Origin of the sequence: Flavobacterium oncorhynchi, from assembly GCF_002217355.1 — a bacterium.
Classification (GTDB): Bacteria; Bacteroidota; Bacteroidia; order Flavobacteriales; family Flavobacteriaceae; genus Flavobacterium; species Flavobacterium oncorhynchi.
Genome location: NZ_MUHA01000018.1, coordinates 1 through 15,169 on the forward strand (window position 1 = coordinate 1; position 15,169 = coordinate 15,169).

Sequence of the window (15,169 nt, forward strand, 5' to 3'; positions counted from 1 at the left end):
ATATTGGAATTTGGAATTTTTCATTATTGGGATTTAATAATATTGTGCTATTTTTACCATACAAAAGCTTAAACTTATGCAAAGTCCGTCTTTCTCTATTTATGATGCCTCTGCAGGATCAGGGAAAACGTATACTTTAGTTAAAGAATATCTTAAAATTATTCTTTCATCTCCAAAAAATGATGCTTACCGAAATATTCTCGCAATAACATTTACCAACAAAGCGGTTCATGAAATGAAAAGCCGTATTGTAGGGAGTTTGTCTGAATTTGCGAAAGAAGAGCCTTCTGCAAAAGCAGTTGATTTAATGGAAGATTTGTCTCGCGAAACGGGGCTTTCGATTATTCAAATCAAAATAAAATCTCAAAGTATCATAAAGCACTTAATTCATAATTATGCGGCTTTTGATATTTCTACCATAGATAAATTTACTCATAAAGTGATTAGAGCTTTCGCTCATGATCTAAACCTGCCAATGACTTTTGAAGTTACGCTCGATACAGAAAACTTATTGGTTGAAGCGGTTGATGCAATTATTGCTCAAGCGGGCCAAGATGAAACGCTGACTAAATTACTGATCGACTTCACAATGGAGAAGACAGATGATGATAAAAGCTGGGATGTTTCTCGCGAAATTCTAGAAACAGGACGCTTGGTTCTGAATGAGAATAATCGAAATGAGATTTTACATTTTAATGACAAAACCATAGAGGAATTTGTTGTTATAAAAAAGAAGATGCTTGCTTTGTGCAAGGATTTGGAGTCAGAGAATGAACAATTTGCGGTAGAGGCGCTTTCGTTACTGGACGGAAATGGTGTTGATTTGAAATCTTTTTCAAGAGGAACATTTCCGAATCATCTTGAAAGTATTCGCGATGGAAAGTTTAATCCAAGAAATAAAACTTTTCATGAGTTTGATGATATTGCAATTAATAAAACAGCAAAAGATAAAGGATTAATAGAAAGCTTGATTCCGGAATTGCTGAATATTTTAAAGAAGATTTACAAGAATTTTGAAAAAAGAGATTTCTATAAAGCGTTCTTGAAAAATATTACGCCTTTATCATTGCTTAATACAGTTAGCAATGAATTGGCGAAAATTCAGGCAGAACAAAATATTTTGTCCATTTCTGAATTTAATGCTATTATTCATCGAGAAATTCAGAATCAGCCTGCGCCTTTTATATATGAACGCTTAGGAGAGCGTTATCGTCATTTTTTTATTGATGAGTTTCAGGATACCTCAGAAATGCAGTGGCAAAATTTAATTCCGTTAATTGACAATGCGCTTTCTGGTCAAGATGATTTAGGGAACAAAGGAACTTTGATGATTGTCGGCGATCCAAAACAGTCCATTTATCGATGGAGAGGCGGGAAGGCGGAACAGTTTATTGAATTAAGCAAAGATTCAAATCCTTTTAATAATCCAGATAAAGAAATTAAACATTTAAATACAAACTATAGAAGTTATAGTGAGGTTATTGAGTTTAATAATGCTTTTTTTAAACTCATTTCGAGTGAGTTTTCAAACTTAGATTATAAAGATTTGTATGAGAATCATAGTTTTCAGAATACAAATTCAAAAAAAGGCGGATATGTAAATATTTCTTTTCTGCCAATAATTGAAAAGAATGAAGCGGAGGAAGAAGATGCTGTTGAAAAATCTGATTTGTATGTTTTAGCAACACTAAATACAATTCAAAAAGTTGTTCAAGAAGGATTTGAGTATAAAGATATTGTTATTTTAACTCGAAAAAGAGGGCAGGGGGTAGCAATTGCAAATTATCTAACAGAACAGCGAATTCCGCTTTTGTCATCAGAGACCTTGATGATTCAAAATGCAACAGAAGTGCGGTTGATTATTCATTTGCTAAAATATTTGAACAACAGCAGGGATTTAGAATCAAAAGCGCATTTTCTTCATTTCTTAGGGAATACTTTAAGTATTGGAATGCCAATACATGATTTTATTGCTCAAGGAATGGCTTATAAAAGTGAATCAGATTTTGAGAAATGGCTTTTGACTTTTGATGTTTCTCTTTCTTTTGAAAATATTCGTAAAAAATCACTTTATGAGGCTGTCGAGATTATTATCTCGAAATTTATTCTTCCATCAGAAGGAAATGCTTATGTGCAGTTTTTTCTTGATATCGTTCTAGAAAGAGACATTAGAAATCAAGCAGGAATTGCTGATTTTTTAAATTACTGGGAGAAGAATTCTGAGAAATTCAGTATTCCTTCTCCAGAAGGAAATAATGCAGTTCGTATTATGACGATTCATAAATCTAAAGGTTTGGAGTTTCCAGTTGTCATTATGCCTTTTGCAGAAGAAGATTATAATCGTAAGCCAAAGGATAAGTTATGGCTCGATACTGAAGCAGAAGATTTGGGAGTTCCAAGAGCTTTGGTTGATAATAGCAGTGCGGTTGAAGGTTTTGGTGAAAGTGCTTCGGCTGTTTTTAATGAAAAGAAGCAAGAAGAATTATTGGATAACATAAATGTTTTGTATGTTGCGTTAACACGTGCGGAAGAGCAATTGTATGTTATTACGCAATCTTTAAAAGAAAGAAAAGACGGAGAGTGGCCTAATAATATGGCTTCCTATTTTATAAAATATCTAATTCATGAAGGAGTTTATGAATCTGAGAAGTTAGAATATGAATTTGGAAACAAAACAAAACTTTCAACATTGTCAGAAGCAGCCGATTTGGTAAAAATAATTCCGGTTGTAAAAGAGGTTTTGAATCCTAAAAATATTAAGATTGCTCAGAGAGAAGCGCTCATGTGGGGAACTCATCAGCAGGAAGCGATATCATATGGAAATATTGTGCACGAAATTTTGGCTTTTGTAAAAGATAAATCAGATATTGATTTGGCAGTCACTAAAGCAATTGAAAATGGATTAATTACAATTGAGCAACGAGAAGCTGTTTTGAAAACGCTTTTAGAAATCGTTAATCATCCGGAATTGAGTATTTGTTTTGATGGTGAAAATCATATTTTAAATGAACAGACGATTGTCCAGAAGGAAGGAAAAATATTGAAGCCAGATCGAATCGTTTTGACAAAAGATAAAAAAGCTTTTTTGCTGGATTATAAAACAGGAGCAGTTAATTCAAAGTATAAGCTTCAAATTCAGGAATATCAGGACGCAGTAGAAGATTTGGGATATAAAGTGTTAAAAAAGGCTTTGGTGTATATAGGAACCGAAATCGATGTAGTAAATTTGTGAAAATATTAATCAGATGTTAAAGAATTATGCGGTCAAAAACGGCTTATAGTGTTAATTTTTAACGTTTTAAATAAATAGAAATGTACGGTAAAATTAAAGAACACCTGCAAAAAGAATTGCAGGTTATTGAAGAAAACGGAATTTTTAAAAAAGAACGTATTATAACTTCTGCACAAGATGCAGAAATAACTATTTCTACAGGAGAGAAAGTTTTGAACTTCTGTGCAAATAATTATTTAGGACTTTCTTCGCATCCAGAGGTTGTTCAAGCGGCAAAAGATGCTATGGATACTCATGGTTTCGGAATGTCATCAGTTCGTTTTATTTGTGGAACACAGGATATTCATAAAACTTTAGAAAAAAAGATTGCGGATTTTTATGGTACAGAAGATACTATATTATATGCGGCGGCTTTTGATGCAAATGGTGGTGTTTTTGAACCTTTATTAGGAGAAAATGATGCGATTATTTCTGATAGTTTAAATCACGCTTCTATTATTGATGGGGTTCGTTTGTGTAAAGCAGCGCGCTACCGTTATGAAAATAATAATATGGACGACTTAGAGCAGCAGTTAATTAAAGCAAACGAAGCAGGTGCTCGTTTTAAATTAATTGTTACAGATGGAGTCTTTTCTATGGATGGTTTAGTGGCGCCTCTAGATAAAATCTGTGATCTAGCTGATAAATATGATGCAATGGTTATGGTGGATGAATGTCATGCTGCTGGTTTTATTGGAGCAACAGGAAAAGGAACTCTTGAAGCAAAAGGAGTAATGGGGCGTGTAGATATTATTACAGGAACTCTCGGTAAGGCTCTTGGCGGTGCTATGGGAGGATATACTACAGCTAAAAAAGAAATTATTGAATTGCTGCGTCAGCGTTCAAGACCTTATTTGTTTTCAAATTCTCTTGCACCTGCAATTGTAGGAGCGTCTATTAAGGTTTTTGAACTGTTAGAAAAAGATACTTCTTTAAGAGATAAATTAGAATGGAATACAAATTACTTTAAGGAAGGTATGAAAAATGCCGGTTTTGATATAATTGATGGTGATTCGGCAATTGTACCTGTAATGTTGTATGATGCAAAATTGTCGCAGACTATGGCAGACGAGCTTTTAAAAGAAGGTATATATGTAATAGGTTTCTTTTTTCCTGTCGTGCCAAAAGAAAAAGCGCGAATCAGAGTGCAGCTTTCTGCTGCTCATACAAAAGAACATTTAGACAAGGCTGTAAGTGCCTTTGTATCAGTTGGAAAAATGTTAAAAGTTATATAATTACCACTTTCGGGAAATTTTTGTAGGTTTTTTTTAACATTTGATTTTGTATTTAAAAAATTTGGTGTTACTTTTGCTTGTAATTAACTAAATTGTAATTAAAAAAATTAAGTATGAAACATCTTAACAAACTTTTAGTTGCTGTGATGATGGCGATGGGTTTAAGTTCTCACGCACAAGACAGTAACAATCCATGGGCGATCTCATTTGGAGTTAATGCAGTTGACACAAGAACTAGTTCTGGTGCCGGAAGCGGTTTCTTTGATCAACACTTTTCTCAGCCATTCGCTGTAAAAGACAACTGGAACATCCTTCCTTCATTATCTTACATTGGTGTAAATAGATATGTAGGTAAAGGTTTCTCTGTTGGTTTACAAGGATCTGTAAACAAAATTGATAAATATGTAACTTTCAATCCTTCTGCTCCTGGGCATGACGGAAGAGGAAATGTTGTTACTAATCCTGGTGACTTAATGTACTACGGAATTGATGCTACTATCAAATACAGCTTCCAAGAATTAATCAAATCTAAAGTGATTGATCCTTCGTTATCTGTAGGTGGTGGTTACACTTTCTTCGGAGATAGCAGCTACGGAACTGTTAACCCAGGTGCTGGTGTTACTTTCTGGTTTACAGATGCTATTGGTCTTGAGCTTGCTACAAGATACAAATGGGCAGTTAGTGGTGATAGAGAAGATGCAACTGGTACTCCAGATGCTCCATCTCATTTTCAACACACTGCAGGTCTAGTTTTCAAATTCGGAGGTAAAGATACTGACGGAGACGGAATCTATGATAAAGATGATGCTTGTCCAGATGTTGCTGGTTTAAAACAATTCAACGGATGTCCTGATACTGATGGAGACGGAATCGTTGATGCTTCTGACGCTTGTCCAGATGTATTTGGTTTAGCTGCATTAAACGGATGTCCTGATACTGACGGAGACGGAATTGCTGATAAAGATGATGCTTGTCCAGATGTTGCTGGTTTAGCTGCTTTAAAAGGTTGTCCTGATACAGATGGAGACGGTATTGCTGATAAAGATGACAAATGTCCTACAGTTGCTGGTCCAAAAGAAAACGGTGGTTGTCCTTTCTTAGACGCTGACAAAGATGGTGTTGCTGATAAAGATGACGATTGTCCTACAGTATACGGTCCTGCTTCAAACAGAGGATGTCCTGAAGTTACAACTGAAGCTTTAGAAGATCTTAAAGTTCAAGCAAGAGCAGTTTACTTCAATTCAGGTAAAGCTACTTTCAAAACAGGAGACAAAGAAACTCCAGCTAGATTAGATGCAATTAAAGAAATCCTTAAAAACTATCCAAACGCGAAATTCTCTATTGAAGGACACACAGATAGCACAGGTTCTGCTAAATTGAATCAAAAACTTTCTGAAGACAGAGCAAAAGCTGTATTAGATGCTTTAGTTCAAAGAGGTGTTAATCCAGAAAACTTAGAGTCTAAAGGATTTGGAGCTTCTCAACCAGTTGCAAGTAACAAAACTGCTGCAGGTAAAGCACAAAACAGAAGAACAGAAATTAGACACATTGGTTCTAAATACCAAGGTAAAATCTAATTTACTTTCTAAATAAATATGAAAAGCCATTCTTAATTGAATGGCTTTTTTTATTTTTATCAAATGATAAATACTTCTTTTCTAGAAAAAATAGCGGCGGTTGTAATTCAAGATTATTCTGATAAACTTGCGGAAACTACTATTATTTTGCCCAATAAGAGAGCTAAGGTTTTTTTAATCGAAGCGCTTAAAAAAGAAACTCAAAAAACAATTCTTTCGCCCAATATTATTAGTATTGAAGATTTTGTTCAAGACGTTGCATCAGTCCGTTCTATAGATGCAATAGAGCTTTTGTTTGAGTTTTATGAAGTCTATTTGTCTATTACAGAAAAGCAAAATCAGCAATCTTTTGAGCTTTTTGCAAATTGGGCTAAAACGCTTCTACAGGATTTTAATGAAATTGATCGCTATTTGTTAGATCCTTCATATGTTTTATCTTATTTAAAAGACATTGAGGATATTAAGAGATGGGGAATTGAAGTCGAAAATAAAACAAAACTGTTAGAAAATTATATCGATTTCTGGAAACTTCTTCCATTGTATTATGAATCGCTTTATAACCATTTGTTAAATAAGGCGATTGGTTATCAGGGCTTAATTTATCGAGAAGCAGTAAATAATCTGAATCATTTTTCTAATACAATTTCGAATCATAATTTTATTTTTGCGGGGTTCAATGCTTTGAATGCGGCAGAAGAAAAAATTGTACAACATCTTTTGGCTTTAGATCAAGCGAGAATTTACTGGGATGTTGATCAGACATTTCTAAATGATCCATTTCATGATGCAGGACTTTTTGTTCGTCGTTTTAAACAGAATTGGAAGCATTATAAATCACATCCTTTTGAATGGATTGTAGATGATTTTTCTCAAACTAAAAATATTCAAGTTATTGGTACTCCAAAAACAATTGGACAGGCTAAATTGGCTGGTAGTATAATTGAGGATTTAATTACTGCTGATCCTGCAGCAAGTCTTGATAAAGTTGCAGTTGTGCTGGGTGAAGAAAATTTGTTAATTCCAATTTTGTATGCGCTTCCTTCGTCTGTCGGGGCATTAAATATTACGATGGGGTATTCTGGAAAGAATAATCCGTCGCAGATATTGGTAGCAAAATTTTTCAAAATGCACACTAATGCACTTTCTCGTGCGGGCGGCAGTTATGTTTTTTATTATAAAGATGTTCTAGATATTTTAACTCATCCGTTAGTTGAGCCATATGCTGATAGTAATCATTTGGTAAAAATCATTAAAGAGAATAATTATACTTTTATTACTTTAAATAAGATTTTAGAGCTAAACCCAAATCCGAGTAGGTTGTTTTCTTTACTGTTTCAGAAGTGGGAGAATGGGTCTATTGCAGTTTTGGAAAATATCTCGGCAATTTTGCTGCTGATTAAGGAAAATTTCAGCAGCGATAATGAAGAGGAAAAGATTGCTAAGACTTTTGTGTATGCTGTTTTTAAAGTGATTAATAAACTGATTAATTATTATTCGCAGCATAAACATATTGATAATATTGATACACTTCATGCAATTTATAAGCAGATTATTGATGTAGCGGAGGTTTCTTTTGAAGGCGAACCTTTACGTGGTTTGCAGCTTATGGGGGTTCTTGAAAGTCGTGTTTTAGATTTTGAGACTGTAATTGTTACTTCGATGAACGAAGGGAAATTTCTTGCCGGAAAATCTCAAAATTCCTTTATTCCTTATGATGTTAAAAAAGAACTTGGATTGCCGACTTTTAAAGAGAAAGACGCAATTTATACCTATCACTTTTATCATTTGTTACAAAGAGCAAAAAATATTTATCTAATTTATAATACAGAAAATGATGGTTTAGATGCGGGGGAACGAAGTCGTTTTATTACACAATTAGAAGTAGAGAAACAGTCTAAGCACAATTTGACTTTTGACATATATAATCCTATTTTACCAGATACGGCGTATCAACCAATGGTTGTTCCGAAATCAGAAGCGGTATTGGAACGTTTGAAAGAAATCGCTGCTGCTGGTTTTTCACCTTCGGCTTTGACAAGTTATATTAGAAATCCAATTGATTTTTATTTTCAAAAGATACTTCGCATTAGAGAAGTTGAAGAGGTGGAAGAGAATATTGCTTTAAATACACTTGGAACGATTATTCACGAAACTTTAAAAGCGTTGTACGATCCTTTTATAGATAAGTTTATTTCGGAGACGGATATTAAAAATTGTTTCAATTTGCTGGATGATGAAGTTTTAAAGCAGTTTAAATTAGTTTATAAAGAGGGCGAAATTAAAAAAGGTCGCAATCTTTTGGCTTTTGAAGTGGCTAAACGAAATGTTTCTAATTTTTTAAAAATGGAATTGGATGCTGTAAAAAATGGAGATGCAGTTAAGATTATTGCTTTAGAAAAAACATTTGAACGTGAATTAAATCATCCAAATCTTCCATTCCCAGTTTTAATTAAAGGAAATGTGGATCGTATTGAACTGCGAAACGGAAGAATAAGAATTATTGATTATAAGACAGGAAAAGTTGAAAAGGCTAATGTTGTGCTTAAATCATGGAATGGCTTGACACAAGAGCTTAAAAACGATAAAATAATTCAGGTTTTGGCTTATGCTTTCATGTTTGAGAATGAAGCTGGCGATATTCCTATGGAAGTTGGAATTATATCATTTAAAAATCTAAAATCAGGTTTTCTGCCATTTGGTTTCAAAGAAGATAAAGAATTGAATTTGACAGTGACTAACGAAATTTTAAAAAATTACCTAGAGGAAATCGTTTTGCTTCTAAAGGAAATCTTAGACGTAACTATTCCTTTTGAAGAAAAGATAAGTTAAACAATCACAAAATTGTTTGAAAATTTTATTCGGTAATAATAAGTGAATTCGTTTTTTTTAATTGAAAAAATTAAGCAGGATTGTTTTTAATTCTTCTTTGTTTTCGATGTGACTCATGTGTCCGTCTTCAAACGAAACTAATTCAACGGTCGTGTCATTAATTTGAGAAAGACTTTCTTCATAATTTAAAACAGGATCTTTTTTGCCTAAAACTAATAAAACAGGAAAACGATTTTCATGTAAAAGCGCTTCTCTGTCTTTTCGTATTTTCATTCCTTCCAAAGAAGCTATAATTCCTTGTAATGGCGTTTTTAGAGCTTGTTCTTTTGCGTTTTCAATTTCCTTTACTAATCGAGCGCGATTGGTTTCGCTGAATAAATTAGCGATAGCTAAACTTACAAAACCAACATAGTTTTGTTTTACCGCTTTTATGGCGCGAGTTCTATTTATTTTTTTTTCAGCACTGTCTTCTTTAGAAGTTGAATTTAATAAAACCAGTTTTTTTATGTTATTCGGAAACAATTCGGCAAAAGCCAAGGCAACGTAACCGCCCATAGAATGTCCGAGAATAGTTGCTTTTTCAATTTTTAAATGTTGTAAAACTTCATGAACAGCATTCGCATTATCTTCCATTTCGTGAACATAGCCTAGAGAATCGGATTCGCCGTGACCTAACAAGTCGATTGTTATTACTCGGTATTTTTCGGAGAAAAGAGCAGTATAATCTTTCCACATTTTTTTGTTTTCTAGAAAACCGTGAAGTAAAACAATTGTATTTCCTTTTCCAGTATCGGAGTAAGATATTTTTGTGTTTTTGTATAAAGTGTAATTCAAAATGCAAATTTTATATAGCAAAAATAAGTTATTTTATAAGCCATATGAAATATAGGATGAATTTTAAGTGCAAAGTGTTTTTAGAGTCTCTTAAAGAGGCATAAGCTCTTTTCATTTGTGTTTTTACCGTATTTATTGAGATGTTCTGGTCTTCGGCAATTTCTGCGTAACTCAGTCCTTCGACTACATGCGATATAAAAATTTCTCTTCTCGACTGCGGAATCTTGTCGAGTAATGTTTGAATTTTAGGCTTTTTATTTTCTTCTGTATTTTCAAATGCAAGTTCTTCTTCAGATTTTGGAAGGGTAATTTTTGCATTTTTTAAACTGATAGTTTTGTTTTTTTCTAAATGCTGCAGACTTAAGTTTTTGATTGCTTTTGTACCATATGCCTTAAATGAAATGGTGAAATTTAATGATTCTTCTTTTTCCCATAAGTACATAAAAAAATCTTGTACCAGATCTTTTGCTGCATCTTTATCCTTAACTATGTTAAAAGAGACTAAGGAAAAAAAAGCAAAATGCTCTTTGTACAAGGCTTCAAATACTTTTAAATCCTTAAAATTAGACATCTGAGAATTGCATTTATTCGTTCTGTAATGGATTACACGGTGTCAAATGTAAAATAAAAAGTTATTTATTTTCAACAAAGTGTAAAAAAAATCAAAATTTTTTGATTAGTTGTCACCCTAAAAAACTTTTTTTCTAACCTATATAAATAACCACTTATATAAAACAATGAACCAAAACTCACAATTGCTTGATATCCTTAGGGAAATAGTGACGAAAAAGAATTTTGATGCGTCTAAAATTGAATTACTGCCTTTTGAAGATCAGGAATTGATAAAAAATCTTCAGAGTAATGGTTTGCTTGAAGAAGCGCTGTTGTATTTGGAATCTATCGACACTGATAAAAATTGGGAAGAATTACAAGAGAAACTAAATCTGGAGAAAAAATCAGTTGTAATCAATTGGAGGAATATTTTTCAATATGCGGCAATGCTTTTTTGCTTATTAGGTTTGGTATATGTTTTTCAATACAAGACGGGTAAACAAAATAAAGCAGCAGTTTCTCCTAATGCCATTCAATTGGTTTTAGAAAATGGAGATGTTCAGGTTTTAAATCCGAATGGAGAACAACAGATTATCAAGAAAAATGGAGAAGTAGTGGCTTCTCAAAAGGAAAATGAAATTAATTATCATTCGGCTAAGTCAATTAACAAATTGGTTTACAACGAAATTAAAATTCCGTACGGTAAGACTTTTAAAATAACATTATCGGATGGAACATTGGTCAATATGAACGCTGGTTCTTCTTTGAAATATCCAGTTCAATTTATTAAGGGACATAATAGGGAAGTTGCTTTAGACGGGGAAGCTTTTTTTGATGTTGCAAAAGATAAAGCGCATCCATTTATTGTTAAAACAAGAGGTGTAAATGTGAAAGTTTTAGGTACAAAGTTTAATGTGAGTTCTTATAAGGAAGATACAGATATCAATACAGTTTTAGTCGAAGGTTCGGTGAGTTTGTCTGATGCTGCTAATGCAAATACAAAAACAACGCTGGTTCCAGGTGAAAAAGGATCTTGGAATAGTCGAAATACGGAAATAGCTAAAGAGAAAGTAGATACCCGTTTTTATACCGAATGGATAAATGGTGAAATTGTTTTCAGAAAAACGGCTTTTAAAGATATTATAATAAAACTAGAAAGGACTTACAATGTTACTATTGAAAATAATAGGAAAGATATTTTAGATAAAAAATTCAATGCTAGTTTCAACAAGAATATTGAAAGTATAGAAAAGGTATTAGAAACAATGAGCAAAATTCAAGGCTTTACTTATAAAATAGAAGGAAAGCTTATAAAAATAAACTAACTATTTACTAACCAACCAAAAAAAAGAAATTATGAAGAGGATGTAATTTTTTGAGAAACATAAGAAGTAAAATCGGAAAATAGTACCAGTATTTCCCGATTTAAGTGTTTCAAACGACGTATCGAAATTAAATCATTTAAAATCAATCCAAAATTATGAAAAAAATAATTAAGAGGAATTGGCTTAGTCCTTATTTGCCTAAAATTAGTCTAAGAATGAAACTAACCACATTATTACTGATACTTTCTTTGATGAAAATTCAAGCAAGTGTCTATTCGCAAAATACAAAGCTTACATTTAACATAAAGAATGCGCCAGTCGAAAAGCTGTTTAACAAAGTAGAATCTGTTTCAGAATACAGATTTCTTTTTGAAAGCAGTATAATTGACCTGAACAGAAAGGTGACAGTTAATGTAAAGAAAAAGGGGATAACCGAAATATTAGAAGAGGTTTTTAAAGGAACCGATATTTCTTATACGATAAATGATCGCCAGATTATTTTGGTAAAGAAAAAACAGCAAGTACATCTTCAGGAAAAAAATACAGTTCAGAAGGTTATAATCGAACAAGGTATTGAAGTTACTGGAGTTGTAACCGACTCGAAGAATATGCCGATACCAGGAGCGAATGTTATTGAAAAAGGAACTAAAAATGGAGTACAAACCGACTTAGATGGAAAGTTTATAATTCGTGTAAATGGAGCCAATAGTGTTTTAGTTTTTTCTTTTATAGGATTTGAGAACAAAGAAGTAACGGTTGGTCAAAGTAAGTCTTTGAGTGTGATTTTAAACGAGCAAAATGCAGCTTTAAATGAAGTTGTAATTGTTGGTTATGGCGCGGTAAAGAAAAAAGATTTGACAGGAGCTGTAGCAACCGTGAAATCAACGGATATTGCTTTAAGTCCAGTTTTAAGTCCGATGGAAGCACTTCAAGGGAGAGTTTCGGGGCTGGATATTCAACGTGGATCTGGAAAAGCTGGAACATCTCCAAAAGTCTTACTAAGAGGAAATAGATCTTTGACAGCGAGTCAGGATCCGCTGTATATTGTTGACGGACTTCCTTCAAGCATCGATAATTTGAATCCGAATGATATCGAAAGTATTGATGTTTTAAAAGATGCTTCTTCGACTGCAATTTATGGTTCTTCGGGTGCGAATGGAGTTATTATTGTTACCACTAAAAAAGCAAAAGCAGGAAAAACGCAAATTGACTTTAACAGCTATTTTGGACTAAATGGTTTCTCTTCTTTTCCTGCTCCGCTCACAGGAGAGAAATGGTTAAATTATAAAAAAGACCGATTTTACTTAGACAATGGCTACCAAGCAACAAATTTAACAGATTTAGGTTTAAACGCATCTGCAGTTGCCGCGATTGAAAAAGGACAATATGTAAATTGGATCGATAAAACTTTACAAGTAGGAACGCAGCAAAACCATAATCTTTTTATGAGAGGCGGATCTGAAAAAGTACAAGGGTATTTTTCTTTAGGATATATAGGTGAAGAAGGGATTTATGAAAATGATAAAGTAAACAGCTTTAATTCCAGAGGAGGAGTTGATATTAAATTTAGCGATAAATTTAAAACAGGTTTCCAATTGATTTTAAACTATCGTAAAAACAGCACAACCAACAGTAGAATTAATAAAGCATACAGCGTTTATCCTTTAGGAGTTCCGTTTGATGAAAATGGTGTTGTGAATCTTTATCCAATCGAAGGAGATCAAAACAACATTAGCATTTTGGCAAATAATTATCCAGGGGCTTTTGCTAATGAATCATTAAGTTATAATGTCCAATTCAATCCTTATTTGGAGTTTGAATTTGCTAAAAATTTTAAGTTAAGATCTAATTTAGGAACTCGATTTTCAGGAAGCAGAGCGGGGACTTTTCAAAATAAAAATTCATACAATCTGTTAACGGAAGGTAGAACTGCAAGCGAAGCCACTTATAATAATGAACTGGCTTATAGCTACATCTGGGAAAATATTTTGAGTTATAACTTTAAATTGGGTAAAGATCATGATTTTGGTTTAACAGGAATTACTTCTTGGGCAGACAGCAGATCAGAAGGAGCTTATTTAGGCGGTAATGGTATAGATTACGACGACTTTAAGTTTTATAACATGGGGGCGGTAAAAAATCTAACTACCAGAATGAATGCTTACAGCCAGTTTAACAGAATGTCATTTGCGGGTCGTTTTAATTACAGCTTTAAAGGAAGGTACTTATTTCAATTAACCAATCGCTGGGATGGAGTTTCTCCTTTGGCGGAAGGCAATAAATGGGCATCTTTTCCATCTGCATCATTGGCTTGGCGTATCAGCGATGAAAGTTTTATGGAAGGAACGAGTTCATGGCTGAATAATTTAAAACTGAGACTTGGTTATGGTGTTTCAGGATCGGCAAATATTGATCCTTATTCTAGTTTGACTCGTACCTCTACTAAAACAAGCAGTCTTTCTCTTGGCGGTGGTACAGCTTTACCAATGTATGTTCCTACCGAGCATATTTCAAATTCAGATTTAACTTGGGAACGTTCTACAAATACTAATTTAGGTTTAGATGTCTCTGTTTTGAAAAATAGAATTGATCTTGTAGCCGAATATTATTGGACGAATACAGATGGCATTTTATGGGATCGTCGTCTGCCTACAAGTTCAGGAGGTTACGATGCTAAAACACCTTATAAAAAGACTTCTAATATTGCAACTTCTCAAAACAGAGGTTTTGAACTTTCTATAAATACTAAAAATATTGATACTGAAAATTTTAAATGGAATACTTCATTCACCTTTACACATGCCACAGAAAAGCTGACTAATATTGATTTAGGGAACTTAACCGTTAATGAATTAATCTCTGAAGGTCTCTTCATTGGGCAGACTCCAGCGTCAGGCGGTGTGTTTTATGATTATAAAAAAATAGGAATCTGGCAATTGGGTCAAGAAACCGAAGCCGCTTTGTATGGTGCAAAACCTGGAGACATAAAATTGCAGACAGTGCCGCAAGTTGATGCCAATGGAGTTTCTGATAATGGAGTACACGTTTATTCTACAAAAGACAGAATGATTGTAGGAAATAATGTTCCAGATTATTTCTTTGGTTTCCAAAATACATTCAAGTACAAGAATTTTGATCTTACAATATTTGTAAACGGAAGACAAGGCGGTATGATGCGTGCTCAGGTTTTGGGTTATTGGAACAAAGAAGCACAGCCGGAAACTTATAGTTACTGGACACAAGATAATCCAACAAATGATTTTCCTAGACCGGGAGGTAGTTTTAATACACAATTTCAATCGTCATTAGAGCTTGTAGATGCATCATATATAAAAATCAAGAATATTACTCTTGGTTATTCTATGCCCGAAGATTTTCTTAAAAAAACGGGTCTAAGTAATTTGAGACTTTATATAACATCTTATAATCCTTTTGTTTTTAGTCGTAGTCATTTGTTGAAAAATGTAGATCCAGAAAGCGGAGGGTCAGATTCATTCCCGTTATTTAAACAAGTTGTTTTCGGTATTAATTTATCATTGTAGTATC

Annotated in this window: 8 protein-coding genes; 6 read left to right on the plus strand and 2 right to left on the minus strand. The window is 33.3% G+C overall.

What is annotated here, in order from left to right:
• Positions 1-76 precede the first annotated feature (76 nt).
• From B0A75_RS12720 to B0A75_RS12735, 4 genes are all read left to right on the plus strand, one after another.
• Positions 77-3,232, plus strand: coding sequence for a UvrD-helicase domain-containing protein (locus tag B0A75_RS12720; protein ID WP_089054653.1), 3,156 nt, complete (start codon positions 77-79; stop codon positions 3,230-3,232).
• An 80-nt stretch (positions 3,233-3,312) separates the two neighbouring features.
• On the plus strand, positions 3,313-4,506 hold the full coding sequence (gene kbl / locus B0A75_RS12725; RefSeq protein WP_089054654.1) for a glycine C-acetyltransferase: 1,194 nt from the start codon (positions 3,313-3,315) through the stop codon (positions 4,504-4,506).
• 113 nt (positions 4,507-4,619) lie between these two features.
• A complete protein-coding gene (locus tag B0A75_RS12730; protein WP_089054655.1) occupies positions 4,620-6,083 on the plus strand; it encodes an OmpA family protein in 1,464 nt (487 codons plus the stop codon).
• 63 nt (positions 6,084-6,146) lie between these two features.
• Positions 6,147-8,912: a PD-(D/E)XK nuclease family protein gene (locus tag B0A75_RS12735; protein ID WP_089054656.1), complete on the plus strand. Its 2,766-nt coding sequence runs from the start codon at positions 6,147-6,149 to the stop codon at positions 8,910-8,912.
• A 57-nt stretch (positions 8,913-8,969) separates the two neighbouring features.
• On the opposite strand, the gene B0A75_RS12740 is transcribed toward B0A75_RS12735, so the two are convergent.
• Entirely contained in the window at positions 8,970-9,746 is a 777-nt protein-coding gene (locus B0A75_RS12740) for an alpha/beta fold hydrolase (protein WP_089054657.1), read from the minus strand.
• 28 nt (positions 9,747-9,774) lie between these two features.
• Entirely contained in the window at positions 9,775-10,317 is a 543-nt protein-coding gene (locus B0A75_RS12745; RefSeq protein WP_089054658.1) for a sigma-70 family RNA polymerase sigma factor, read from the minus strand.
• Positions 10,318-10,483: 166 nt separating this feature from the next.
• Between B0A75_RS12745 and B0A75_RS12750 the strand changes: the two genes are divergently transcribed.
• Both B0A75_RS12750 and B0A75_RS12755 read left to right on the plus strand, forming a co-directional pair.
• Positions 10,484-11,623 carry a FecR family protein gene (locus tag B0A75_RS12750; protein WP_089054659.1) on the plus strand — a complete coding sequence of 380 codons (1,140 nt, stop codon included), beginning with the start codon at positions 10,484-10,486 and terminating at the stop codon, positions 11,621-11,623.
• A 215-nt stretch (positions 11,624-11,838) separates the two neighbouring features.
• Positions 11,839-15,165 (plus strand): TonB-dependent receptor, encoded by a 3,327-nt coding sequence (locus B0A75_RS12755; RefSeq protein ID WP_165765125.1) that lies wholly within the window; start codon positions 11,839-11,841, stop codon positions 15,163-15,165.
• Positions 15,166-15,169: the final 4 nt, after the last annotated feature.